Below are 24,342 nucleotides of genomic sequence, written 5' to 3'. Positions count from 1 at the left end.
TCAGTGTGGGGTCGTACTTACATTTTACAACGGTGCAGGTCTATTTTTGCGGTTCTTTAAGGAACATTAGTCAAAATCAACACGCGGGTTGTTCTATTTAAATTATTAATTAAAGAGACAACATTTTCAAATTGATTAATTTTATCCGACCAATAGATAAAATTAATAGTCCGGAGAGCGTAAAATATCTTTTGTAAATAAACAGAAAAAAGAATACCTTTTCTGGTAGAATTAAGTTACCACACACAAATTCACAGAAAAGTGGTCCTCGCTGGTTGTGCCCGCAGTTATTATTTTGGGCATTATATTGGGTATATTTACTGCCACTGAATCCGCAGCCATTGCCTGCGCTCTTGCCATTATAGTAGGGATCTTTTTTTACCGCGAATTGAAGTTTAAAGACATTCCAACTGTCTTTATTAATACAGCATTGTCTACAGCTACCGTTACAATGTTACTGGCTATGGCCAATTTATTCGGTCTTGTTCTCACATTTGAGCGGATTCCGCAGGTTCTTGCTGCATGGATGGGTACTATTTCGGAAAACCCTCTTATTTTCCTATTAATCTTGAATATCTTTTTACTTCTTGTCGGAATGGTAATGGATGGGATTGCTTCAATCGATATTCTCGTGCCTATTTTAGTTCCGATTGCTAAAATGTTTGAAATTGATTTAATTCACCTTGGGGGCATTATAGGTATTAATACAGTTATCGGCAGTTTAACACCTCCTGTGGGAGCTGGTTTATTCGTCGCCTCCAGTGTAGGCGGGGTCAAGCTGGAGTCTTTAATTAAACAGGTATGGCCTTTCCTTGGCGTTTCTGTGATTGTTCTCTTTATCGTCACTTACTTCCCGGCGATCGTCTTATGGATACCATCGATATTCTCTTAATTCTAAAAGAGTTAAATGAAAATGTCTCTACGATCAGGAATACCTGAAAAGCAGAGACATTTTTTTGTTTTCTGCTATCCTATTCGCAATGAATCTTTTCAAAGCATCCAGCGCGTCAATGACGGGGAACCTATTATCAGCAGCTTCAATTATGTGATTCAAACGACGTGTTAATAACGCCGCCGCAATACTAAGGAGAAGGCGAACACTTGTGAACAGACCTGATTGCATTAAAAGCGGTCTGCTGGTACTGGGTTCCTAAGGTACCCGTTTCACACCTCTCTTTATTGAGCCTTTAAGCACTGCCATAAGAGCTTTTAAAACAAGCAGGGTAAAATCCCCATAAGTAATGATGGACGAGCTTACAGGGCAATCTCTGCATTTTTTCCGCTGACAAAATGAGTAATTTCTTTTTAGCGCAATGAAATGAAAAAGCGGCGCAACACCTATTATTTCAGGTGAATTGCGCCGCTTTATTCGTTTTTATCCTGCAATTCGCGCCGGACAGCGTGATGCAACTGTTCCTTTTTAGCGTTTTGAACCAGATACTTCTACTTGCCAATACAATTTTATTGCCACGGTGAAACAGTAACCAATAGACGAGATGGATCCATTTCACCGGCCGCTGTTCTTAAAGCCAGGTCTGTTTCATTTAAGGGATAATTGTGAGAATTCATTTTCGCGAGCGGGAATTTACCCGAAGAGATAAATTCGACAGCCATCTGGACGGACTTGTAGCTGTGTCCGCGCACTCCCTTTATCGTTAAACTCTTGTTATAAATAATATCGAGGTCAAAGTCATTAAAGCGTTTGCCTTTTAAAGCGCCTAATAACACCAGGCCGCCTGTTTTCGCTGATTCCAATGAAGATACAACAGGATCCGTTCCTCCGCTCGTTACATCAATGACCAAGTCAGCCATTTTTCCATTTGTTATTTCTTTTACTCTTTCAGCCAAATTTTCCGAACTAACATTCACAATGTAATCAGCTCCTAATTCCAGAGCCAGATTCAACCGCTCCAAGCTGCTTTGACGGCCTGTCATAATGACGGTCTCCGCCCCCGCTGCTTTAGCCGCTAAAGCACAGGCAAGCCCTTGTTGACCCGGTCCTTGAATGACAACGATAGACCCAGGCCCGACTCCTCCGATAATCCGCATCCATTCAAATCCATTTGAAAGCGGCAGTGCCAGGGCCGCTTCCACTGCCGGTACATGGTCCGGCAATTTATGAATGACCGCATTTGGATGGAGATACATGTATTGGCTAAACCCGCCATAAAGAGAGGGTTCAATATCAATTGGAGTAGCGCCATATCGGATCCCATCTACTTTTGGATTTGTATCCGGACATAAACGGTATAATCCCGTTCTGCACAGTTCGCATTGACCGCATGGGATGTATTCTTCCATCACAATACGGTCCCCTTCTTGAACGCCCCATCGTTTAGAGGCTGCTTCACCAATTTTGTGAATATGCCCCACAACATGATGGCCTAAGATCATCGGTGCTTTTAGATCATTATAGTAGGAAACATCGGTTCCACAGACCCCGACAATTTCAACTTTTAAAATGCCGGCCGCAGATTCGATATCCGGTAAAGCCACTTCTTTTATTTCGGTCTGTTTCGTACCCGTGGCGACTGCCGCTAATGTTTTTTCCGTCATAAGAATCCACTCACCCTATTCCGTTGTATTTGCTGAATATGAATGTCTGATTATACCGCTTCGAAATCTTTTTCTGTAAGTGCCAGCGCTTCCTTCGCGCCTTCCTGGAACGGAACACCTTTCGGAAGTAAAACAGATGCAGAGCGGATTCGATGTGTTTCCGGATCCAGTGCCGGCAGTCTTTTTCCTTCTTCAAGCAATTTCGCTGCTTTTAATAAACATTGACGCGCTTTAATAATCGCCGTGTCACTTGTTCCTAACTTTTCCTGTGACCGGTCAACGATAGACCCGGCACTTACTTGAACGGCGTGGTCTTCCATACCAACTCCGAAAATGCCTGCGAACGATTCCCCTCTTTTTTGCATGTCACGGTCAATCAGGAAATCATTGGATTTATTGGCTTTTGTACGGAATGTACCCGGTATTAATGACGGATGAATGCCCGCTCCGGATTTCATTTGCGCAATTTCTTCTTCTGTTAAATCGCGGTCCGGTGTCCAGCTCCAGCTCCATACCCAGCAATGTTCATCGTCGATCGGCACCCATGCATGACCGCCGCGCGGAGCGCCGCCGAATGGAGGAATCATTGTGTACCAAGGCATTAAGAACTGTGTAATTCTCCAATAAAAGTTTTCTTCATCCGCTTCTCTTCTTGCGCCGATTAAAAGTCCGTAATCCGTATCCACAACTTCAAATCGCGGCGCTGTATCTCTGGCTAACAATGACGTACTGCTGCTTTTTTTAGAAACGCCTAATCCGCCGACCGATCCTGAATGAAGAATGGATACATGGCTGGAATCAATTCCGCCTTCTAAAGCTTGAAAGTAATTGCATTCTTGAATTTTCTTTGAAAGGTGGCGCTGCTTGTCTGATACCATCATCCATTCTTGTTCCGGAAGTTCCGGTTTGGATTCAGGAGGTCCCATATACGTCCAAATCACGCCGCCGCGTTCTTCACATGGATACGACTTAATTTTCACTTTATTCTTAAATTTGCTTTCCGCCGGCTCGGAAGGAAGATCCACACAGTTTCCTTCCGTATCAAATTTCCACCCATGATAAGCGCATCGAAGTCCGCAGTCTTCATTGCGTCCATAAAAGAGAGAAACTTTGCGGTGCGGACAGAATTCATCCACTAATCCGATTTCCCCTTTTGTATTACGGAAACCGATTAATTCTTCACCTAACAGTTTTACTCGTACAGGCGGGCAATCCGGTTCCGGAAGTTCCTCTGCTAAAAATGCCGGAATCCAATATTGTCTTAAGACATTGCCCATTGTTGTGTCCGGACCTGTTTGTGTTAATAAATGATTATCGTTAATAGATAGCATATGTTATTTCCTCCCCTTGATGTTTATCTTCTCTTTCTATTTTCATACAAATATAAAGCGTTTTCAAATTGATTCTTTTTATCTGTGCTATAGAAGAAGATAATAGCTTTTCCCCTTTCAAAAACATTAAAGTTCTTAATAGGCGTGATTAAAAGACTCAATTTGTTTTGCTTAGAAGGCATGTGTACAATAAGAAGAAAAAGAACACTTTATACTTTTCTAAATAAATAAAAAGGGAAAGAAGGGCAATAGAATGAACGATAAAGAATTTGAGCAAATGATTATTAAATGCTACAGCAATAAGACGGTTGCTATTCTTGGTTATCAGGATAACGGCGGCCAGCAGCGGGCAAACTTTCTTAGAAATCATGGAATCGATGTCGTGATCGGCCTTCGCTTAGGTGATGAAAATTGGGAGCTTGCCCAAAAAGACGGTTTTACCGTTTTACCTGTCTGGGAGGCTGCCTTGAGAGCTGAAGTCGCTCAAGTTTGGTAAGAGAACCGCACAACATGATATGAAGTAAACATAAAAAAATGGCCCGCAACTTTTTGCGAGCCATTTTTTATAAACGTTTTTAATTGGTAATTTGATTATAGATTTCTTCTTGATGGGCCGTTTTAAAATGAGTAATGATTTCATTTCCTGTCGCCAGCCAGACGCCTTCATGAGCAGTGATATATGAAAAAGCTTTTTCAAGATACTTGCTTCTGAACGGATGGCCGATCAGAAACGGATGCAGACAAATCGACATAACCCTCGCATTTGTTTCTCCTTCAGCATAAAGAACATCAAATTGATCAATGATCATTTGATAAAACTGTTCCGGCGTATGACCAAAGCTTAGGAATGAAGTAATATCATTGATTTCAATAGAGTAAGGAATCGAATATAATGAGTCCCCATTTCTGACTTTCATTGCATAGGGCTGGTCATCATTGACCCAATCCGCCAAATATTCTATTCCTTCTTCTCTTAATAAATCCGGTGTATGAACCGTTTCCGTTAATGCGGGGCTCAGCCATCCTTTTGGCCGCGTGCCAGTGCTTGCTTGAATCGTATCCAGTACGTCTTTGATTAACCGATGCTCTTCTGCTTCATCCATATTCGTAATCAGCCTGGAATTCGTACTGCCATGCCCCATCCATTCCCATCCTAATTCTTGTCCGGCCTCTATGATTTCCGGGTACCCTGCGCATACTTCTGAATTAAGCGCAGCTGTGCCCCTGATGTTGTACTTTTTCATAATCTCAATCATTCTCCAAACACCAACTCGCACTCCATAATCACGCCAGGAATAATTTAAGATATCAGGCTTTAATCCGGCAGTCCCTCCGTAAATAGAGGTAGATGGCTGATCAAAATGAAAGTGCTCTAAATTTGGAATGACCCAAAGAGCCACTCGCGCTCCATCAGGAAGTTTGACAGGTTTTCTTGTCACAATAGGTGAAAAGTCAAAACGATTATGATTCATTATGAACTCTCCTTTTTTAATGCACCGCACCGTGCACTTTGATCATGATCTGAAAAACAATAAATAGGAAACCATCTAACTCTCTATCTTTACTATATGCTGGCGGACTAATTTTCATGATTAATTGTCATTTTTTATTTAACTCTAATTTAGAACACCAAAAATTCCATGCTCTTTCCTGGGAAATATCCATGTTCCATGTTTTTTTATCACAGGTTCTCGCTTCTTCATAGCTCAAGTATTTCGGCTGGCCCAGCTTTAATGCGTTGTATTGATTTTCAGCATCAATAACCATAAAAATAGAATTCATTACACATTTTCTCAAGGACTCTCCCGTCACAATGACGCCGTGGCCTCTAAGGAGGATCGCTCTTTTTTGTCCCAAACATCTGGCCACTCTTTCTCCTTCCTCTTTATTCCGAATCAGCATCCCGTCAGACACATCATAATCGTCATAAACCGGAACACCTTCATAAAACATGGCACCATAGTGGGATAACGGTTTATACGGGATGTCCAGGACAGTAAAAGGCATCAGCGCTTGGGCGTGATTGTGGCAGACTGAATGAACATCTGGATTATGTTTATATATTTCCGAATGAATGACCCGTTCCGCATATGATTTTTTTTCCGACTCTGTTAAGCAGTTCCCTTCCAGATCATACGTAAAGATATCATCCTGCTCAACAGACATTGGCGCTAATGATCTTGATAGAAAGAATTCATTCGGATTCTCCGGATTTCTCACGCTAATATGGCCAAATGCCTCAAATAATACTTTTTCGCTATAAAGAATTTTATTTGCCTTCACCAATTCCTGAATTGCCTGTTCTCTCAGTTCGCCCATTTTTCTTTCCCCCAATGTTTTTTATAAAATGAAGGTGAATTTCTTCTTAATGTGATAGCGCTTTCTTTTTCATTTCTTCAAAATAAGATAAAACAGTTTCTACTGAAACGACATCTCCATACTTCGCCTGTATATCAAATAAGCTTTGATTGTGGGCCGCTACTGAACGATCGCCTACCGCTTCTTCCACAACGATCGGTCTGAATCCATAAGATACGGCATCCACTACACTTGCACGAACGCAGCCGCTTGTTGTACAGCCCGTAATGATAAGTGTATCGACTTGCTGGGACGTCAGCCGTGAAGTTAAATCGGTGCCAAAAAAGGATGAGGCATATTTTTTTGTCAGTAACGTATCTTTTTCCTGCGAATGAAGCCTTGCGTCTATTTTGACCGCTTCCGTATTTGCCCGCAGTGTCATAAGACCGCTTTGCTTCAAAGACCATATGCCTGTATCTTTAAAGTTATCATCATAACTGACCGTTGTATAAATGACCGGAATGCCCAGCGGCCGAGAAGCATCCAACAAACGATTTGTTTCAATTAGTTGTTTTTCCAAATTGGCAGCTAAGACCATGTCAGAGTCTTGATAATTCGTAAAGGCATTAATGAAATCGATGACGAGAATAGCCGGCCGCTGACCGAAGCCCATCTCCTTGCCAAACCCCTGTTTTTCAAAGAATTTTTTTTCTTCATGATCGATCATATTTTACCACTCCTTATTGGAAGCTTTATTTAAAACCATAATTATTTATATGAAGAAAAATAAACAAGACAGCAAAAATAACTAAATTATCGTTGCTGTCTTGTTGTATTTATTCTTTGATGGAAAATGCAGCCGCCGTTCAAATGATTCCGAAATAAGCCTGCTTTTAAGATCAAGCTGCAATAAAAATGAATTGACAGGAAAAGCTGAGTTCGTGTTTACCCGATTTTCATTTCTTCTGTAAAGGCATGATCCGCTACTTTAATGGATTCAGTCGGGCAGCCTTCCAGTGCGTCATCCATTTCGTCCAATAATTCATCCGGAACTTCACAAGTACCTTGGTTATCGTCCAAAATAACATATGCAATTCCTTCGTCATTATAATCATAAATCTCTGGAGCAGCTGCTCCGCACGCTCCGCAAGCAATACACGTATCTTGATCTACCCACGTAAATTTTGACATCATTATGACCTCCTGTATTGATAGTTGAATCGGATGTTAAACCAATGTTTTATCTTGTTTTTTTTCCATTAAACTTGTGCTGTGCAATGGCTGTACTTTTGCTGATGGCTCGATATACACTTTGGCGTTACTTACGGCCGTTGCAGCCTCTCCAAAACCTGTTGCAATCAGTTTAATTTTTCCTTCATACGTACAAATATCGCCGGCAGCATAAATGCCTTCAATATTGGTTTCCATTCTGGAGTTCACGACAAGGGAATTGCTTTCAATAGCAAGATCCCAGCCTTTAATTGGCCCCAATGACGAAACAAAGCCGTAGTTGACAAGCACATCATCCACTTCAATCTCTTTCCCGCCATTTCCTTTCGCTTCTTCGAGGATCACTTTTTCCACGGCATTCTCGCCTTCTAAGCGGACCGGTACATACGGCGTGACAATCTCTACTTTCGATTGTTCCAGCAGGGTGACACTATGTTCATGCGCGCGGAATTTGTCGCGCCGATGGACAAGCGTTACTTTTTCAGCAATTGGCTCCAGCATTAATGCCCAATCAACAGCCGAATCTCCGCCGCCAAATACAACGACTTTCTTGCCGGCAAAGCGATTTAAATCATTTACAAAATAATGCACATTGGCACTTTCCAGCTTTTCCGGCACTTCGATTGGCAGCTTTCTTGCCTGAAACGCGCCATTTCCAGCCGTAATAATAATAGATTTCGAATAATGTGTTTCATCTTCTGTTTTGAGGGTGAAAATACCATCTTTTTTCTCAATATGCTGGACCGACTGTCCAAGGCAAAGAGTCGTATTGTCTTTAAAAAGATTCATTTGCTCGTTTAAGTTATCGATGAGCTCCTGGGCACGAACCTTTGGAAATCCCGCGATATCATAAATATATTTCTCAGGATATAAAGCAGAAAGCTGGCCGCCCAATTGTGGCAGACTTTCAATAATTTTAACGGTCGCCTGCCGCATTCCCGCATAAAAAGCCGTAAACATGCCAACCGGTCCGCCGCCAATAATCGTAATATCAAATACTTTTTCATTTTCCTGCATTCCTGTTCACCCCTGATTTATATTCTGATGAAACCATTACAATTCACTTTCAACTGGCTCTTTGACCGGAACTTGATAGTTTAAATATAGTTCTTTTCTTTCCTTTGATGATTGAATGGCTTTTATACATACTTCCAGATTGGCTCTAGCCCACCGTCCATCATGGATCGGCTTTATCCCTTTGACAACCGCTTCGTATAATTCGTTCATGACATTAAGCCTTCCGGTTTCTTCCATAGGAATGGTCACGGTATATTTTTCGTCTTCTCCATAAACCGTTAAACCTTCCGGGCTTTGTCTAATATCCCCTTTTTCACAGCTCACAATCGTTAAACCGAAAAACGGATGATGCTTTTCTGCGTCTTGGTAATTTTTAGAACGGCTACCGCCGTAACCGGCAGCTACTTTTAACGCTACTTCATCTTCCGGCGAACTTGTTTCTTTTATTGTTCTGCGGGCTTGCGCATATACACCTGAATTTGATAACGGGCCGCCTTCTCCGATGTTATATGTCAGTTCCGTTGTATGGAAATGATCATATCCATTGTACACAGCCGTTGCCGGGATGCCATTTTCGAATTCTAAAAAGACAGTGTGATTTCCTTCTGTCGGTCTGGATGGATCTGAAATATTGGTCACAGCACGAATACTTCGGACCTCCCCTCCTCCTAAAAGGCGGATAATATCAAATTGATGCGATCCCTGCCGATATGTAACGCCTCCACCAAGCTCCGTTTTCAACTCTTCCGGCGTTCTCGGGCGGTAAATCCAGTCATTGTAGTACCAGTTATGGATCATTAGCACTTTTCCAAGCTTTCCGCTGTCGATAATTTCCTTCATTTTTTGAATTGGCGGTTCAAAGCTGTGGGAATGTCCAACGATCAGATAAACACCGTTTTTGTCTGCCAGGTCAATCATGTTTTCTGCTTCTTCCAAAGTAACAGCCAACGGTTTTTCAACAATAATATGTTTTTTCGCTTCGGCTGCAATCCGCACATGTTCCGTATGGAGCTCTGTCGGTGTCGCGATATAGACCGCATCGATTTCCGGATCCTTGCATAATTCATCAATTGTATAGTATGTTTTTGCGTTATAATCTTTGGCAAATTTATCAAGACGTTCTTGATTTCTTGTGGCCGCTGCAGCTAAGTTGACATGGGGATGAGCCAGAACAGCCGGAATCATGGATGCACCGGCAATTCCTAATCCTACAATACCTATATTTAAACTTTTTTTCTCTGAAGGCATAATTCGGCTCCTCTCCTGCAAATTATTTTTCTTGTTCATGTAATTTTTTCACATAGTACTGCCAGACCCATTTCGCATTAAACTTTGTCCCTAAATCCGGTAATTCCGCAATATCTTCTTCTGAAATCGGCTGAGCTTTTTTGCCCATTTTTTCCACTTCCATTGTCACTTTTGCCAATGTATTAAAATTCAAGGCATTGATTGTGGCTTCTTCCACCGTAGCGCCTACAGCCGTAATTCCGTGCCCTTTCATTAAACAAACGTCTTTATTCCCCATCGTTTCAATCATAGGTGCTGCCAATTCCGGCCGTGTCACTAAATAGGATCTCGGGAAAACAGGAACACCCTCAAGCGCCATTCGCATTGCGGGTATATTAAATGCGCCGAAGATCGGCTGAAATTCCAGATCCGTTATCCCGCAAATAAGCGCAGCCGGCGGATGGGCATGAATAACGCAGCCGACTTCCGGACGTGATTTCATGATTTCACCATGTATGGAAAGCTCTTTCGGCACATGATATACACCTTGCAAATCTTCACCGTGACCATCGAAATCCACGCGTCTAATCGCGTCAACGGCCGTGTATCTGACTCCTTTTTCCGATTCGCCGCGGCAGCGGATAAACATTTCATCCGCTCCCGGAATACGGGCGCTGACATGACCCAACGTTTCATCTACTAAACCTTCCATCGCTAAAATCCGGCATGATAAAGCGACTTTTTCTCTAAGCTCTTCCAATGCGTTATTCATTCATTTCACACCTTTATTATGATGTAGCTAATTCTGGAGCCGTCACACGCTTTATTTCAATAATTTCGCCTCTCCACGAACACACTTCGCACCAGCAAAAGTAGGCCGTGTCTTCTGAAATCCAATATTCATTTAAAAGACTGTTTGGTTTTAAAAGAGACTCTCCGCAGTTCGGGCAGTATTTTAATTTCATTTCGTAATTGTTCTTCTCCGCCATTTTAAAAACCTCCTGAATAAGGGGAGAAGCAGCCTCCCTTCATAAGAGAGGCTCCTTCATAGAATGTTATACATTTGACGTAACAGTTCCGCCTTTACAAATTTCAATAATTTCCGTCAGGTTCGGTGCATATCTTGTATTCCAGTGAACGGCTACCCCTGACAATAAACCGCCTTCACTGAATTTATCTTCTTCCTGCGGCAATTCAATATACGTATTTTCTTTCGGGTCACGAATCGTACATTTAGGATCTTCCCCGTTTTCCATCTTCTTCAGCTCTCTCTTGAGCATTTGACGGTACATGATAATCCCTTTATCCGACGTGCCAAGACGTTCTACAGAGCGATCCGCAATAGGCCCCTGTGTGATCCACGCCATCATGTCCTGTCCATCGATATAATCTGTTACAAACTTTCCGTTCTCATCATAAATCGGGCATTCATAGAACGTAATCGGGTAATTTTCCGGCACTTTAACCCCTTCTGCCGGTACAAAGCATGTATACCAGAAATGCAATGTATGGGTTTCATCAATTGGAACCCGAATTTGGAAAGAGTGAGCTCCGCTGTCTCCGACCCTTAAGTAGTTTGGAAAAACAATTGGATGACCGACTGCCCAATCTTCATTTTCTTCTGTCTGCCCTTCCAGCACGCGGCGTTTAATAATTCCATACTCAAACTCATCAAATCCAATCTTCAAATGATGCTTTGTAATCGGCCATTCGTCCTGCGGGCGGCCTTGCTGTTCGAAAATATGTTCAAAATAGTGCCCATGCAGCCATTCCAAATGCGTTGGATCCAACGAGTTTTCCATAATTTGCACCCAATTGCATGGGATTACCGCATATCCGATAGTACGAATTACGTTGTCTTGAACAAACAAATCCCATTTTGGCAATTCAGGAGCAGGGGCAGGACCCATATAAGCAAACACCAAACCGCCCAATTCCTGCACTTCATATCCTGAAATTTTAATCCGGTTTTTAAATGTGCTGTCTTCCGGTTCATTTGGCTGTTCTACACACTGACCGGTTTTATCATATAACCAGCCATGATATTGACAGCGCAATCCGCATTCTTCCGGAATCGCATATTCAAGAGATACACCCCGATGGGCACAACGGTCTGCCACTAAACCAAGGTTGTTTGACTTATCACGATATAATACAAGATCTTCACCCAGGATTTTCAATTTTTTGATTGTACCGATTTTTTCAACTTCCGTACTTGCGGCAATTGGGTGCCAATATCTTCTTAAAAGCTCCCCCATCGGCTCTCCGGATCCAACTTGAGTCAAAGCTTTGTTTTGTTCTTTGCTTAACATGGTTCAGCTCTCCTTTTGGTCAAATTTTTTCCAACGCTTTATTCAGCCTTTTCATTCATGTAACAACCATCTGTATACGCTTCCATTTTAAAGAATATTTACAATAATCAGATTTTAAAATTTCCGCTTGATCACCTCTATTTTATTTTGTGTAATTTCATTCTAAAACAGAAAGTGTTCTATATACAACCACCTAGTTCTTTTATATGCAACAAAATGGCTTTATTTTTCTTTTTTCTCTATTTTTATTTTCCAGGCTCGCGTAAAAGGATGGCGGATCCTTTATCTGTTTTTGCTTCCGGCGGCCAGACGCATAGGTCAAAAGGAAAATCAGATCCGGGAACTACGTGCTCCTCTCCCACTGTTTGAATCAGAAAATTCAGTGCTTCGGGATGCCAGAGAACAGAATCAAACCAAAAACGCTTTAAATATTCTTCGGGAGCAGCCTCCAAAACGCCTGAAACATCCGGCCATTGCGAGGCGCCTTTATTTAAACGCCCGATTTGATACGGTAAAAACCCGCCGCCATGAGCCAATAAAAATTTGATGTTCATGTATTTGTCCAGCATTCCGCCCAGCAGCAAATCTGTGGCGCAAACTGTTGTTTCCCACGGTACACCAATCAGATTCGGCATTTTTCTTTTCTTCAGCCGGGGATCTTCACAAAGAAGCGGATGAATAAAGAGAATGGCCCCAAGCCGGTCTGCTTCTTCAAAGAAAGGAGTGAAATAAGGGTCCGTCAGCATTCGTCCATCCGCATTCGGACCGATAATTGCGCCAATCAATCCATTGTTCATTGCGCTTCGCAATTGCTCAGCCGCGAGTTCCGGACTGGACAGAGAGACAGTAGCGAATGCGGATAATTGGTTTTGCTCTGCCTGAACAAGCCCTGCAAGCGACTGGTTGTATACCGTGACTAATTCTGCCGTGATGTCTGTTGGGAGTTCATATAAAAATAATTGCGGAACCGGGGAAATAACCGGATGAGTGACACCCGCTTTTTCTTGCTCTTCTTTATACCGCTTATAATCAGTAAATGTATCCTTCAGTTCAAATCCCCATTTTCCATTCACCGTCAGAAATGTTTTATGATTGTCTGTGTTTTTCCACTCCGCTTTCACGCTTTCTTTTTGTTCTTGAAGCCATTTCGAAACCTCTTCTGGTATAAAATGTGTGTGAAAATCATGCATAACGTTATTTCCTCCTCAGTTCGTTTGTTTTATTTTTTAAAACATATTATTCATCGTTTCCTCATGATCAACCGTGCAGCGATACCCTAATCGGGCGGAAATTTCCACGGCGGCAATGGAAATTCTTTTTGCAAAAACGGGAATTTTATGCGGTTGAATGCGCTGCTTTGGACCCACTACCGACAGCGCTGCAACAATCGAGCCTGTATGGTCAAATACAGGAGCCGCCACAGAGGTGACACCTTCTTGAAGCTCTTCAATGCTGTATGCATAACCGCTCTCACGAATTTGCTCAAGATGCTCATACAGATCCGCCGGGTCCGTTATCGTGTATTCGGTATACGACTTCAGCCCGTCAGCGATTACTTTTTCCGTAAGACTTTTTTCCGAAAAAGCCAGGATGACTTTCCCCGCACTTGTACAGTAGGCAGGGTTTCGGCCGCCTACATACGTTAAGACGCGAACCGGCTGCTGACATTCAACTTTTTCCAAATACATCACTTCCAGTTGATCAAGAACGGATAAATGAACGGTTTCTTCAATTGTCTCAACGAGTTCTTTTAAAACAGATTGAGATTCACGGGATATATCAAGTTGACTGCTTGCAATGCCGCTTAACGCTAAAGCTGAAATGCCAAGCCTGTACTTTTTCGTTTTTTGATCCTTATAAACAAAACCTTCACTGGCCAGTGTTGTCATCATCCGACTGACCGTACTTTTATTCATTCCGAGTGATTCCGCCAATTCATTGACCTTTTTCTCAGGTTCTTCCATGGAAAAGCTTCGTAAAATACGGAGCGCATTTTTTACTGATGAAAGAAGTTGTTCTTCACTCATTTTTTCACCCCCTAGTTTCACATTCAGCAATTTTCAAACGTTTATGGGAGAAAATATATCAAATTCAACGGATGATGAAAAGAAAATATTGAATATTTTATTTTTTTGTCATTTGTTGCACATAGAAGAACTTGAGTGTTGTATAGCGAAATTTTATTGATTAACATAGATTAAGAAGTTGAAAAATTCAGAATAAAGGATGGGATAAACGTGTCAACACCTTCATTGAAAAATAACGGTTCAACAACAGGTACAGGAAGAACAGAGCCAATTAATTGCTTGCATTTTATTAATGGACAATTCACCAACTCGCTTAATAAAAAAACATTTGAAAACATTAACCCGGCTACAGAAGAAGTGTTGGGCACTGTTGCAGAAGGCGGAAAAGAAGAAGTGGATCTTGCAGTTGCGGCAGCACGGCGGGCGCTTGACGGTCCGTGGAAAAAAATGACGTTAACGGAGCGTTCAAAAATTCTTCGTCGAATCGGCGATTTGATTTTGGAACGACAAGACGAACTGGCTCATTTAGAATCCTATGACACAGGAAAGCCGCTTTCTCTTGCCAACAAAATTGATGTTCCACGTGCGGCGTACAATTTTCATTTCTTTGCCGATTATATTATTTCAATCAATAATGAAGCGCAGCAGCAGGATGATCAGGCGATTCATTACTCATACCGACGCCCGGTTGGTGTTGTCGGCATTATTAAACCGTGGAATTTACCTCTCCTTCTTTTAACATGGAAGCTGGCGCCTTGTCTCGGCATGGGAAATACAGCGGTTATTAAACCAGCAGAATGGACACCAATGACAGCGACAGTATTGATGGAAATTTGTAAAGAAGCGGGCGTTCCGGACGGCGTTGTGAACCTTGTTCACGGATTCGGGCCAAACTCAGCCGGCGGTGCGATTTCAGAGCATCCGGATGTTGATGCGATTTCATTTATTGGAGAGCCGGGCACAGGCTCAGCTATCATGAAGGCCTCTGCTCCTTCCTTGAAAAAATTATCATTTGAATTGGGCGGTAAAAACCCGAATATTATTTTTGCGGATGCGAATTTGGATGAAGTCGTGGAAACAACGATCCGCTCAAGCTTTATCAATCAAGGTGAAGTATGCTTATGCGGCTCCCGTATTTATGTCGAGCGTCCAGCCTATGAAAAATTCCTTGAGAAATTCACAGAAGAGACACGCAAATTAAAAGTGGGCCATCCTCTTGAATCAGAGACAAATGTCGGCGCACTTGTCGGCAAAGAGCACTATGATCGCGTAAACAGCTACATTGATATTGCCCGTGAAGACGGCGCCAATATTTTAACTGGCGGAGGCCGTCCGGAAGGCTTAGAAAAAGGCTACTTCCTTGAGCCGACGATTTTAACGGGACTTGACCGAAATTCAAGATGTGTAAGAGAAGAAATTTTCGGCCCGGTCGTAACGGTCCTGCCGTTTGATACAGAAGAAGAAGTCATCGCTCAGGCAAACGACACGCATTATGGTTTAAGCGCTACCATCTGGACGAATGATCTGCGTCGTGCCCACCGCGTTTCCCACGCAGTAGAAGCTGGAATTGTCTGGGTAAATACATGGTTCCTGCGTGACCTGCGCACACCATTTGGCGGCATGAAACACAGCGGAATCGGCCGAACTGGCGGCATGCACAGCCTTGATTTCTATTCTGAACTGTCAAATATTACGATTAAATTGTAAAAAGGATGGTCATCCAATGACACAAATTAAAGAATATTCAAACCTTCTATTAGAAGCTGAAGAAACAAGAAACGGCACAAACCCTCTTACAGAAGTGATCAATGATTTTGATGTAAAAAATGCTTATTACGTACAGCTTGAAACGATTGCTGAAAAAGTGAAAGCCGGACGGAAAATAACCGGCAAAAAAATTGGCCTTACATCAAAAGCGATGCAGAATCTTCTTGGTGTAGATGAGCCGGATTATGGTCACCTTCTCGATGATATGGTTGTCGAGAACGGCGGGGCCATTTCAGTCCAGCGGCTGCTTCAGCCAAAGGTAGAAGCGGAAATTGCCTTCGTATTAAAGAAAACGCTTAAAGGTCCGGGCATCACGCCGATTGATGTCATCAAAGCAACAGAATATATCGTTCCATCACTGGAAGTTGTGGACAGCCGCATCCGCGATTGGAAAATTAAACTGGCAGATACGGTCGCCGACAACGCTTCTTCAGGACTTTATATTCTCGGCGGAAAACCGGCAGATCCGGCGGAAATCGACCTTGAGATGATTGGCGTCGTATTTGAGAAAAATGGAGAAGTTGTCAACACAGGAGTTGGCGCCGCAGCACTGGGCAATCCTGTATCCTGTGTCGCATGGCTTGCCAATAAACTGGCGGAATTTGATATCGCGCTTGAAGCCGGAGAAGTTATTTTGTCAGGCGCCCTCTCAGCGGCGATTGACGCGAAAGCCGGCGATGTATTCACTGCTAGATTTGCTCATATTGGACAAGTAAGTGTTCATTTCACAGAATGAAAGGGGTTTCTTTATGGATAAAATAAAAGTTGCTGTACTCGGTTCCGGTAATATCGGAACGGACTTAATGATCAAGCTGGGACGTTCTGAGGTACTCGAACTGACAACGGTCATCGGTATCGATCCGAACTCCGATGGATTGAGAAAAGCAAGAGCACTCGGTTATGAAACAATTGATAACGGCATTGACGGATTTTTGGAGCGCCCGGAACTTGCGGACATTGTTTTTGATGCGACTTCCGCGAAAGCACATATCCGCCATGCGAAAAAATTGAAAGCTGCGGGCAAACAAGTATTGGATCTTACACCTGCTGCAGTGGGTCCTCTCGTTGTGCCGCCGGTTAATATAACGGAACATTTGCAGGCAGACAATATCAATTTAATTACATGCGGCGGACAGGCGACGATTCCTATGGTACATGCCATTGACCGTGTTCAATCCGTAACTTACGCAGAAATTGTTGCTACCATTTCAAGTGACAGTGCGGGTCCTGGAACGCGTGCAAATATCGATGAATTTACAAAAACAACGGCAGGCGGAATCGAAAAAATCGGCGGAGCAGAAAAAGGAAAAGCCATTATCATTTTAAATCCCGCTGAACCCCCTATTATGATGCGTGATACGGTTCATGCACTGGTAGATGGAAATAATGTAAAAAAAGATGATATTATCCGCTCCATTAAAAAGATGGAAAAAGAAGTCCAATCGTATGTGCCGGGTTATCGTTTGAAACAGGAACCAATTTTCGAGGATAACAAGGTAACCGTTTTCATTGAAGTGGAAGGTGCGGGTGACTACTTGCCTGCTTACTCTGGTAATCTCGATATTATGACGGCTGCTGCAGTAAAAGTAGCAGAAGAATTAGCGAAACATAAAATTAAGGCCATTGTGTAACGACAAATAGAAAGGAGAGAATACAATGGAGACAAATAAAAAAGTAACGATTACCGAAGTGGCGCTGCGTGATGGAAGCCACGCGATTCGTCATCAATATACGACAGAGCAGGTTGCCTCTGTTGCCGGCGCGCTGGATAAAGCCGGTGTTCCTTACATTGAAGTGTCACATGGGGACGGCCTAGGCGGGTCCTCTCTCCAATATGGATTATCCAAAACAAATGAAATGGAGCTTATTGAAGCGGCTGTTTCAGCTGTTGATCAAGCGAAAATCGCTGTATTGCTGATCCCTGGAATCGGTACGGTGAGCGATCTAAATGAAGCAGCCTCACTGGGAGCGAAAATGGCTCGTGTGGCTACTCATGTGACCGAAGCAGACGTTGCGCCGCAGCATATTTCACGTGCAAAAGAATTAGGAATGGAAACAGTCGGTTTTCTGATGATGTCTCATATGGCGTCTCCGGAAAAACTGACAGAGCAGGCGAAATTAATGGAAAGCTACGGCGCCGATACAGTCTACATTGTGGATTCAGCCGGTGCATTGCTTCCTCATGAAACAGCAGAACGTATCCGCAGACTGAAAAGTGAGTTATCTGTGAATATTGGCTTCCACGCCCACAACAACTTATCACTTGCGATGGCGAATACACTTGCCGCTATTCAAGAAGGCGCCGACCGGATTGATGGCAGTATCCGCTGTCTCGGAGCCGGAGCAGGCAACACACAAACAGAAGTGCTTGTCGCGGTTCTTGAACGCATGGGCATTCAAACAGGAATTGACCTTTATAAAATGATGGATATTGCCGAAGATTTGGTGGCACCGATCTTAGAAAAACCGCAGGAGATCACAAAAGGATCTCTCGTGCTCGGCTATGCAGGCGTATATTCAAGCTTTTTACTCCACTCCGAGCGGGCTGCTCAGCAATTTGGAGTTGATTCACGTGACATTTTGATTGAACTCGGAAAACAAAAAGTGGTCGGCGGACAGGAAGATATGATTTTTGATGTCGCAGCCGAACTTGCCAAACAAAAGAACAGCTTGATTGCTAAATAGGAGGAGCCATTATGCCAGCAACGTATAAAGAAATAGCTGAATACCTCGTGAAAGCCGAAATAGAAAAGTATGAAACACCAAGAGTGACAGCAACACTCAAAAATGATCTTACCGTCGAAGAAGGATATCTTGTTCAAGAAGAAATTGTCAAAATCAAGCAAGCAGAAGGACGAAAAATCATTGGCCCGAAAATGGGCCTCACAAGCCGGGCAAAAATGACGCAGATGAATGTGGATGAGCCTATTTATGGATACGTTTTTGATTATATGCTGATCGAGGATGGCGGAACAGTCCATTTGCGTGACCTTATCCATCCAAAAGTGGAAGCTGAAATTGCATTTGTGATCGGAAAAGATATCGAAGGCCCTGGTATTACCGGTGCCCAAGTGCTTGCAGCGACGGAATATGTCGTGCCGGCTCTTGAAATCATCGACAGCCGTTATGAAAACTTCAACTTTACACTTCCGGATGTTGTTGCAGATAACGCGTCGACATCCAGAGTTGTTTTAGGAAATTCATTAAAAAAACCTACCGCTCTTGATCTTGATTTAGTTGGTGTCACGATGTCCATTAATGGGGAGATCAAAGAGCTTGGTGCAGGTGCTGCCGTATTGGGACACCCTGCTAATTCCATTGCGATGCTTGCGAATATGCTCTCCAAAAAAGGTGAAAAAATTCGTGAAGGTGACGTCATTTTATCCGGTGGAATTACCGGAGCTGTCATGCTTGCCGAAGGAGATCAAGTAATCGGCAAATTCGATGGTTTTCAAGATGTTACATTTAAAGTAGAAGCATAAAGGAGAAAAAACAATGCCGATTGTGAATATACAAATTCTCGAAGGCAGACCGCCCGAGAAAGTGGAAGATCTAATTAAAAATATGACTGATACCGTTGCCGCCACACTTGAAGCACCACACGAATCCGTTCGTGTGGTTGTAACGGAAATCCCAAAAACGCATTGGGGCCGGGCTGGTGTCCCGATGTCGAAAATAGTCAATAAATAATTTGCTCAGGAGGGATAAAAATGCCGATTTTATTTAGCATGCTGGCACCACATGTGCCAAGCATCTGTCATGAAGAAAATGCACCAAGCTTCCAGCAGGAAATGGTGGAGGACATGAAAAAAACAGCGAATAAAATCAAATCGCTGAAACCCGACGTCATCGTGCTTGTTTCCTGTCATTGGCCGTCTACCTTCTTTCATTACGTGGATGCAACACCGGAGCATAAAGGAGTGCTGACTGCATTTGAATGTCCTGATTTAATTAAAGACGTCCCTTACTTCTGGCCGGGAGATGCGGATCTTGCCGCACAACTCGTGGCAGCGGGAGAGCAAAGCGGCATTAAAGCGGTTTCCGTTAATGATCCATACTATGTTTGGGACTACGGAAGTGTTGTTCCATTGCGCTATCTTGTTCCGGATGAAGATATTCCGGTCATTAATTTATCGGTTACGCTTGCTGCATCTTTACAGGAAACATATGAATGGGGCAAAACGATTAAAAAGGTATTGGATGAAAGTCCGAAAAACATCGTATTTGTTTCCAGCGGCGCTCTTTCCCACAACCTTGTGAGAGGCCGTGAAAATAAGCCAACTTTCTCTGAACACGCATTGGATAAAGAATTTTTACAGTTCATTGCCAATAAAGACTATGATTCTGCTTACAATATGCTGCCGCAATATGCCCGTCTTGCAGGTGTAGAATCAGGCGGACGCCATCTGGCTATGCTGCTCGGCATGATCGATCAAAACGATGAAGCGACGATTGGAGCTGCCGGACAGTCTTCCGGAAGCTGGAACGCTGTGATTACCTTCGAGCAAAAACAAGCCATATAATAGATAAAAAACGTTACCGCTTCCTTCTTTAGAAGGGCGGTAACGTTTTTTTAGTGCTTGATGAATTCATTCTTCAACGGTCATAATTCCAGCAGCCCAGGTTTTCAGAAATTTCCTTTGCCGCTTTTATGACTCTGTTAATCAGCGCGGGGTTTTTTGGATTCATACGATGCACAGGTCCCGTAACGGAAACGGAGTATACCACTTTACCTGTATAATCACGTATTGGCGCTGCTACAGAGGCGACGCTTTCAAGAAGTTCCTCCGAGCTGGTCGCATATCCTTGTTTTTTGACGAGGTTTAACGTATCCCGCAGCTTATCCGGGTCCGTAATAGTATTGGCTTTGTAGCCGTACAAACCGTTCTCTATGTACTTACGAATCGTATCCTCTGATTGATGTGCTAAAAGAACTTTCCCCGAACTGGTCGCATGAACCGGATTCCTTTTCCCGATATGGGTTAAAATTTGCACCGGATGCTTACAATCGACTTTATACAAATAAACAACTTCATTCTCTTCCAAAACAGCAACATGTGCTGTTTCCCCTATATCATTTACCAGTTCTTTCAAAATAGGCTGTGATTCCCGATTAATTTCAAGATTGGTGGTCACAATCGTATTTAAATTCAAAATCGTCAAGCCTAAGCGATATTTATTTGTTTCAGGGTTTTTTACGACAAAACCTTCACTGGCCAGCGTAGACAATAAACGGCTGACGGTACTTTTCCCTAAATTCAATGAATTAGCTAAATCGGTTACTTTTTTTTCGGGCTCATCAATCGTAAAGCTGCGCATAATCAGAAGTGCATTCTTCACAGAAGAAAGCAGGTAGTTTTGATTGATTTCGTTCCCCATAATGCCCCTCCCCTCCATTGGTTGCTCATTAAAGAACTATAGTCCTCTATATAAAACATTTTACATGAAACGGCATTCTGCATACAGTAATTTGCTTATGAAACTGCTTTATAAGACAATAATGACTAATCCACTCAACACGAAAGCGATTCCCATTAATGTTTTAAAAGTAATCCCCTCTTGGTTTTTAAAAAGGAAATAACTGACCGGCGTTACGAGAATCGGTGTAGACAGTGTAATAAGATTGGCGACAGAAATAGGAATATAGCGCATAGAGGCAATAACAGAAATTTGAGCGGAAATAGTGATAATTCCACTAATTACGTACATCCATACACCGCTTCTGTCAGCGGCTTTTACCTGGCGCCAAAAATGACGTTTATTCTTGCTTGAAGCCGCATGCAGTATAAAGCCAAGCAGCGCGCCGAGTGCTCCTCCTAAAATAGGCTGGTCCCAGTTAATAATAGCGGCCCCTCTAATCACATTGCCAATCGCATAAGAAAACGAACTAAGCAGCGCGACAAGGACACCTGATTGAACCAGTCCTTTAAGTGATAAGTCGGGAAAGGTTTGAAAGCGTAACATTTTATTTCGTTGTGTTATTTCCTTTTTCAGCGAACGCTGTGGAATGTATGAGACCAGAAATAAGCCAAAAAGGATCAGTACAATAGAAGATAAGTCTCCTGCACTTAATTGCTCGTTGAGGAATATCCAGGCAATGATCGTTGTGAATATCGGGTTTGTCACCTGAAAGGCACTGGCTCTTGTTGGCCCCAGCTTCGCTATTGTTTCAAAGAAAAACCATCTTCCTAAATAGGTGCCAAATAATCCGGCCAGCAAAAATAAAAAAAAGCCTTTCGTATGCCAGGCTAAATCTCCCGCTTCAAAAAAGAGAACTTGAATGAAAAAAAGAAAAAAAGCAAATAAAACATTCACACCTACTGAGATAAGAAACCCCAGATTTAAATCCAATCGGGCAATTGCTACTTTTGTCAATATAATATTGGCAGAAAACAACACCATTGACAGCAGCGCCAGCATTTCTCCCATCTTTCATTCTCCTTTCTCTTCTATATTAATAAAACAATGGATTACTTCGAATTCACCTGATTTTCAACCATAATGTTTTTCGGCGTAAATTCCTTTCTCTTTAAAGATGAATAAAGAACGCCGATGAAGACCAAAGCACCGCCAATGATTTGCGGAACGGTGATTCTTTCTCCCAAAACAAAGAAGGCAATCAACGCGCCAAAAACAGGTGTTAAGTTCATAAAAATAGATGACCTTGATGGGCCGATTAAAGCAACGGCACGATTCCATAATAAGAAAGAACAAATGGAAGGAAAAATACCTAAATAAAAAAGTGCAGTCCATTCTGTTAATCCAATCCTGTCCATTGGAACGAAGGATAATTCAATAATGGAAGCCGGAATCATTAAAATAAAACCAATTAAAAGGCTATAGCCAAAAATGCCGAGAGAAGACATTTTTTTTGATGCATCCCTTACCAGGATAGAATAAAAAGCCCACATCGTGACGGCAAGCAGCATAATCAGATCCCCCGCATTAAATTGGAGAGAAAGAAGCCGTTCAATTGAACCCCGTGTAATCACAATCATAACGCCTGTCATAGAAAGAATAATAGATAATGTATATTTCCAGGTTATTTTTTCACCGATCAAGAGGTACGATAATAAAAAGATGAACAGCGGACTTGTGCTGTTCAGCAAACTGCTGTTGATCGCAGTGGTGTAATTCAGCGCCCAGTAACTTAATAAATTATAGCCGATTACACCTGTAATCGACAAAATGAATAATACCTTTACATTTTTTCGCGCTGCGGATGCTTCCCTTTTTAATAAAGGAAAGATAAACGGCAATACGATCAATAAAGAAATCGCCAAACGGATAAATGAAATGGTCACTGGCGGAATTGAGCCTGCTAAATATTTTCCCGCTACGGCATTTCCACCCCAAAATAAAGTACTGAAAATCAATAGAATATAGGCATTATTTTGCAGTTTTTTCATCCTTCCCCTCCTTCTGTTAAGAAACTATGTAAAACGCCCTGATCTGTCATTACATTTATAAAGCTTGTCTGAAGCCGATCAGCATGTGAAGGGCTTCAGACAAAAGGAGGTCTCGATGATATTATTCTAAAATCCCAATCTCTTTATAAAATTTTTCTGCTCCCGGATGCAAAGGGGCACCTGTGACGTCTGTAATCGTTTCTTTTGTAATGTCTTTAAATGATTGATGGACAGAGTATAAATAATCTAATTGTTCGTACATCGACTTCGTGACTTCATATACAACTTCCTCAGAAACGTCTGTACTCGTCACTAAAACCGTGTCGATTGTAAAAGTAGGAATATCTTCTGTAACAAATGAGTAAGTGCCGGCTTTAATTGTGTATGGTTTGGCCGCCAGCTTTTCTTCCGCTTCCTTCACGGCTTTATCTGAAATAGGCAAAAGTTTAATCGGTGTATTCGTACTCAATTCCACAAGATTGCCGGCCGGCGTTGGCAATGGAGAAATGGTTCCATCCAATTTTTTGTCTTTAATTTGGTCATTTGATTTACTTGGAGCGATGAACTGAATTTTCCCGCCATTTTTTTCAATGTCCTCGTAGCTTGTACCATAGCTTTCAAATACAATACGGTTGGACATTTCCATCGGGGAATCTTTCGTATTGACAGCCGCGTCAAACGGGATTTTTTCTTCCGTAATTTGCTCGATGGAATTTATACCTGATGCTTCACTCACAATGAAGTGATACGGCATGGCATGCAGAAAAGCAACAGTGCGCAGTTTATCAACCTTTTTTGGATAAGGCGCTTCTCCTTCATATGCCCATTTTACAGCGGCAGAGCTGACAATGCCAAAGTCCGCCTGTTTGGAGTCGACAGTTATAATATTAGCTCCATCTTGGCCAGGCTGATACGTAAAAGTAGCTCCATCATGTGTACGTTTGATCGTTTCTCCGATTCCTTCACCGATTGTACTCCACAAGCCGCCTGCAGATCCACCCGCGATCGTAACTTTCAGATTTTCGCTGCCATTTGATGATTCAGCTGTCCCTTCCTCCGTGCTGCTGCTGCAGCCCGCCAAAATCACTGCAGAAGACATAAGCGCAACCATGCTTTTTAGAAATCTTTTTTTCATCTTAACTCCCCCTATTCTAAAATTTAATTTTTT

Annotated in this window: 25 protein-coding genes and 1 pseudogene; 9 read left to right on the top strand and 17 right to left on the bottom strand. The window is 42.5% G+C overall.

The window, feature by feature from the left end:
• Positions 1-262: 262 nt before the first annotated feature.
• Positions 263-892: pseudogene (locus tag BTO30_RS13215) on the top strand (TRAP transporter large permease subunit); the annotation flags it as partial.
• Between the two features lie 569 nt (positions 893-1,461).
• On the opposite strand, the gene BTO30_RS13205 reads toward BTO30_RS13215, so the two are convergent.
• On the bottom strand, positions 1,462-2,556 hold the full coding sequence (locus tag BTO30_RS13205; RefSeq protein ID WP_075399187.1) for a zinc-dependent alcohol dehydrogenase: 1,095 nt from the start codon (positions 2,554-2,556) through the stop codon (positions 1,462-1,464).
• A gap of 50 nt (positions 2,557-2,606) precedes the next feature.
• A complete protein-coding gene (locus BTO30_RS13200; protein ID WP_075399186.1) occupies positions 2,607-3,887 on the bottom strand; it encodes a Rieske 2Fe-2S domain-containing protein in 1,281 nt (426 codons plus the stop codon).
• Positions 3,888-4,140: 253 nt separating this feature from the next.
• Here BTO30_RS13200 and BTO30_RS13195 point away from each other — a divergent pair, with 253 nt between their 5' ends.
• The gene (locus tag BTO30_RS13195; RefSeq protein WP_075399185.1) at positions 4,141-4,383 is read left to right on the top strand and encodes a Rossmann-fold NAD(P)-binding domain-containing protein; all 243 of its coding nucleotides are present in this window, start codon (positions 4,141-4,143) and stop codon (positions 4,381-4,383) included.
• A 79-nt stretch (positions 4,384-4,462) separates the two neighbouring features.
• On the opposite strand, the gene BTO30_RS13190 is transcribed toward BTO30_RS13195, so the two are convergent.
• The 11 genes from BTO30_RS13190 to BTO30_RS13140 all read right to left on the bottom strand — a co-directional run bounded on the left by BTO30_RS13190 (position 4,463) and on the right by BTO30_RS13140 (position 13,998).
• Positions 4,463-5,359, bottom strand: coding sequence for a polysaccharide deacetylase family protein (locus BTO30_RS13190; protein ID WP_075399184.1), 897 nt, complete (start codon positions 5,357-5,359; stop codon positions 4,463-4,465).
• A 127-nt stretch (positions 5,360-5,486) separates the two neighbouring features.
• Complete coding sequence (locus tag BTO30_RS13185) at positions 5,487-6,206, bottom strand: class II aldolase/adducin family protein (RefSeq protein WP_075399183.1); 720 nt, start codon at positions 6,204-6,206, stop codon at positions 5,487-5,489.
• Between the two features lie 46 nt (positions 6,207-6,252).
• Entirely contained in the window at positions 6,253-6,912 is a 660-nt protein-coding gene (locus BTO30_RS13180; RefSeq protein ID WP_075399182.1) for an isochorismatase family protein, read from the bottom strand.
• Between the two features lie 218 nt (positions 6,913-7,130).
• Positions 7,131-7,376, bottom strand: coding sequence for a ferredoxin (locus BTO30_RS13175; protein ID WP_075399181.1), 246 nt, complete (start codon positions 7,374-7,376; stop codon positions 7,131-7,133).
• Positions 7,377-7,412: 36 nt separating this feature from the next.
• Positions 7,413-8,432 (bottom strand): NAD(P)/FAD-dependent oxidoreductase, encoded by a 1,020-nt coding sequence (locus BTO30_RS13170; protein ID WP_075399180.1) that lies wholly within the window; start codon positions 8,430-8,432, stop codon positions 7,413-7,415.
• 36 nt (positions 8,433-8,468) lie between these two features.
• Complete coding sequence (locus BTO30_RS13165; protein ID WP_075399179.1) at positions 8,469-9,680, bottom strand: Gfo/Idh/MocA family protein; 1,212 nt, start codon at positions 9,678-9,680, stop codon at positions 8,469-8,471.
• Positions 9,681-9,702: 22 nt separating this feature from the next.
• Positions 9,703-10,431, bottom strand: coding sequence for a 3,4-dihydroxyphthalate decarboxylase (gene phtC, locus BTO30_RS13160; RefSeq protein WP_075399178.1), 729 nt, complete (start codon positions 10,429-10,431; stop codon positions 9,703-9,705).
• Between the two features lie 16 nt (positions 10,432-10,447).
• The gene (locus BTO30_RS13155) at positions 10,448-10,648 is read right to left on the bottom strand and encodes a hypothetical protein (protein WP_075399177.1); all 201 of its coding nucleotides are present in this window, start codon (positions 10,646-10,648) and stop codon (positions 10,448-10,450) included.
• A gap of 66 nt (positions 10,649-10,714) precedes the next feature.
• Positions 10,715-11,971: an aromatic ring-hydroxylating dioxygenase subunit alpha gene (locus BTO30_RS13150; protein WP_075399176.1), complete on the bottom strand. Its 1,257-nt coding sequence runs from the start codon at positions 11,969-11,971 to the stop codon at positions 10,715-10,717.
• Positions 11,972-12,216: 245 nt separating this feature from the next.
• Positions 12,217-13,161, bottom strand: coding sequence for an amidohydrolase family protein (locus BTO30_RS13145; RefSeq protein WP_075399175.1), 945 nt, complete (start codon positions 13,159-13,161; stop codon positions 12,217-12,219).
• A 36-nt stretch (positions 13,162-13,197) separates the two neighbouring features.
• On the bottom strand, positions 13,198-13,998 hold the full coding sequence (locus BTO30_RS13140) for an IclR family transcriptional regulator (protein WP_075399174.1): 801 nt from the start codon (positions 13,996-13,998) through the stop codon (positions 13,198-13,200).
• 225 nt (positions 13,999-14,223) lie between these two features.
• On the opposite strand from BTO30_RS13140, the gene BTO30_RS13135 reads away from it, so the two are divergent.
• Genes BTO30_RS13135 through BTO30_RS13105 form a run of 7 tightly spaced genes read left to right on the top strand, consistent with a single transcriptional unit; the run spans position 14,224 to position 20,288 of the window.
• Positions 14,224-15,705 carry an aldehyde dehydrogenase gene (locus BTO30_RS13135; RefSeq protein WP_075399194.1) on the top strand — a complete coding sequence of 494 codons (1,482 nt, stop codon included), beginning with the start codon at positions 14,224-14,226 and terminating at the stop codon, positions 15,703-15,705.
• A gap of 16 nt (positions 15,706-15,721) precedes the next feature.
• A complete protein-coding gene (locus tag BTO30_RS13130) occupies positions 15,722-16,501 on the top strand; it encodes a 2-keto-4-pentenoate hydratase (RefSeq protein ID WP_075399173.1) in 780 nt (259 codons plus the stop codon).
• Between the two features lie 13 nt (positions 16,502-16,514).
• Complete coding sequence (locus BTO30_RS13125) at positions 16,515-17,396, top strand: acetaldehyde dehydrogenase (acetylating) (protein WP_075399172.1); 882 nt, start codon at positions 16,515-16,517, stop codon at positions 17,394-17,396.
• Between the two features lie 25 nt (positions 17,397-17,421).
• On the top strand, positions 17,422-18,450 hold the full coding sequence (gene dmpG, locus BTO30_RS13120; protein ID WP_075399171.1) for a 4-hydroxy-2-oxovalerate aldolase: 1,029 nt from the start codon (positions 17,422-17,424) through the stop codon (positions 18,448-18,450).
• 11 nt (positions 18,451-18,461) lie between these two features.
• Positions 18,462-19,247 (top strand): 2-keto-4-pentenoate hydratase, encoded by a 786-nt coding sequence (locus tag BTO30_RS13115; RefSeq protein ID WP_075399170.1) that lies wholly within the window; start codon positions 18,462-18,464, stop codon positions 19,245-19,247.
• 13 nt (positions 19,248-19,260) lie between these two features.
• On the top strand, positions 19,261-19,455 hold the full coding sequence (locus BTO30_RS13110; RefSeq protein ID WP_075399169.1) for a 4-oxalocrotonate tautomerase: 195 nt from the start codon (positions 19,261-19,263) through the stop codon (positions 19,453-19,455).
• Positions 19,456-19,475: 20 nt separating this feature from the next.
• Positions 19,476-20,288: a DODA-type extradiol aromatic ring-opening family dioxygenase gene (locus BTO30_RS13105; protein WP_075399168.1), complete on the top strand. Its 813-nt coding sequence runs from the start codon at positions 19,476-19,478 to the stop codon at positions 20,286-20,288.
• A 73-nt stretch (positions 20,289-20,361) separates the two neighbouring features.
• On the opposite strand, the gene BTO30_RS13100 is transcribed toward BTO30_RS13105, so the two are convergent.
• The 4 genes from BTO30_RS13100 to BTO30_RS13085 all read right to left on the bottom strand — a co-directional run bounded on the left by BTO30_RS13100 (position 20,362) and on the right by BTO30_RS13085 (position 24,309).
• Complete coding sequence (locus tag BTO30_RS13100) at positions 20,362-21,144, bottom strand: IclR family transcriptional regulator (protein ID WP_075399167.1); 783 nt, start codon at positions 21,142-21,144, stop codon at positions 20,362-20,364.
• A gap of 108 nt (positions 21,145-21,252) precedes the next feature.
• The gene (locus tag BTO30_RS13095) at positions 21,253-22,194 is read right to left on the bottom strand and encodes a DMT family transporter (RefSeq protein WP_075399166.1); all 942 of its coding nucleotides are present in this window, start codon (positions 22,192-22,194) and stop codon (positions 21,253-21,255) included.
• A gap of 41 nt (positions 22,195-22,235) precedes the next feature.
• A complete protein-coding gene (locus tag BTO30_RS13090; protein ID WP_075399165.1) occupies positions 22,236-23,174 on the bottom strand; it encodes a DMT family transporter in 939 nt (312 codons plus the stop codon).
• 121 nt (positions 23,175-23,295) lie between these two features.
• A complete protein-coding gene (locus BTO30_RS13085) occupies positions 23,296-24,309 on the bottom strand; it encodes a TAXI family TRAP transporter solute-binding subunit (RefSeq protein WP_075399164.1) in 1,014 nt (337 codons plus the stop codon).
• Positions 24,310-24,342 lie beyond the last annotated feature (33 nt).

The sequence above is a fragment of the Domibacillus antri genome (assembly GCF_001936625.1).
GTDB lineage: Bacteria > Bacillota > Bacilli > Bacillales > Domibacillaceae > Domibacillus > Domibacillus antri.
This window is presented reverse-complemented; position numbering and strand designations above follow the sequence as displayed.

Coding starts and splice junctions, on each gene's coding strand:
- BTO30_RS13205 (WP_075399187.1), bottom strand. CDS start 2,556: ATGACGGAAAAAACATTAGCGGCAGTCGCCACGGGTACGAAACAGACC.
- BTO30_RS13200 (WP_075399186.1), bottom strand. CDS start 3,887: ATGCTATCTATTAACGATAATCATTTATTAACACAAACAGGTCCGGAC.
- BTO30_RS13195 (WP_075399185.1), top strand. CDS start 4,141: ATGAACGATAAAGAATTTGAGCAAATGATTATTAAATGCTACAGCAAT.
- BTO30_RS13190 (WP_075399184.1), bottom strand. CDS start 5,359: ATGAATCATAATCGTTTTGACTTTTCACCTATTGTGACAAGAAAACCT.
- BTO30_RS13185 (WP_075399183.1), bottom strand. CDS start 6,206: ATGGGCGAACTGAGAGAACAGGCAATTCAGGAATTGGTGAAGGCAAAT.
- BTO30_RS13180 (WP_075399182.1), bottom strand. CDS start 6,912: ATGATCGATCATGAAGAAAAAAAATTCTTTGAAAAACAGGGGTTTGGC.
- BTO30_RS13175 (WP_075399181.1), bottom strand. CDS start 7,376: ATGTCAAAATTTACGTGGGTAGATCAAGATACGTGTATTGCTTGCGGA.
- BTO30_RS13170 (WP_075399180.1), bottom strand. CDS start 8,432: ATGCAGGAAAATGAAAAAGTATTTGATATTACGATTATTGGCGGCGGA.
- BTO30_RS13165 (WP_075399179.1), bottom strand. CDS start 9,680: ATGCCTTCAGAGAAAAAAAGTTTAAATATAGGTATTGTAGGATTAGGA.
- phtC (WP_075399178.1), bottom strand. CDS start 10,431: ATGAATAACGCATTGGAAGAGCTTAGAGAAAAAGTCGCTTTATCATGC.
- BTO30_RS13155 (WP_075399177.1), bottom strand. CDS start 10,648: ATGGCGGAGAAGAACAATTACGAAATGAAATTAAAATACTGCCCGAAC.
- BTO30_RS13150 (WP_075399176.1), bottom strand. CDS start 11,971: ATGTTAAGCAAAGAACAAAACAAAGCTTTGACTCAAGTTGGATCCGGA.
- BTO30_RS13145 (WP_075399175.1), bottom strand. CDS start 13,161: ATGCATGATTTTCACACACATTTTATACCAGAAGAGGTTTCGAAATGG.
- BTO30_RS13140 (WP_075399174.1), bottom strand. CDS start 13,998: ATGAGTGAAGAACAACTTCTTTCATCAGTAAAAAATGCGCTCCGTATT.
- BTO30_RS13130 (WP_075399173.1), top strand. CDS start 15,722: ATGACACAAATTAAAGAATATTCAAACCTTCTATTAGAAGCTGAAGAA.
- BTO30_RS13125 (WP_075399172.1), top strand. CDS start 16,515: ATGGATAAAATAAAAGTTGCTGTACTCGGTTCCGGTAATATCGGAACG.
- dmpG (WP_075399171.1), top strand. CDS start 17,422: ATGGAGACAAATAAAAAAGTAACGATTACCGAAGTGGCGCTGCGTGAT.
- BTO30_RS13115 (WP_075399170.1), top strand. CDS start 18,462: ATGCCAGCAACGTATAAAGAAATAGCTGAATACCTCGTGAAAGCCGAA.
- BTO30_RS13110 (WP_075399169.1), top strand. CDS start 19,261: ATGCCGATTGTGAATATACAAATTCTCGAAGGCAGACCGCCCGAGAAA.
- BTO30_RS13105 (WP_075399168.1), top strand. CDS start 19,476: ATGCCGATTTTATTTAGCATGCTGGCACCACATGTGCCAAGCATCTGT.
- BTO30_RS13100 (WP_075399167.1), bottom strand. CDS start 21,144: ATGGGGAACGAAATCAATCAAAACTACCTGCTTTCTTCTGTGAAGAAT.
- BTO30_RS13095 (WP_075399166.1), bottom strand. CDS start 22,194: ATGGGAGAAATGCTGGCGCTGCTGTCAATGGTGTTGTTTTCTGCCAAT.
- BTO30_RS13090 (WP_075399165.1), bottom strand. CDS start 23,174: ATGAAAAAACTGCAAAATAATGCCTATATTCTATTGATTTTCAGTACT.
- BTO30_RS13085 (WP_075399164.1), bottom strand. CDS start 24,309: ATGAAAAAAAGATTTCTAAAAAGCATGGTTGCGCTTATGTCTTCTGCA.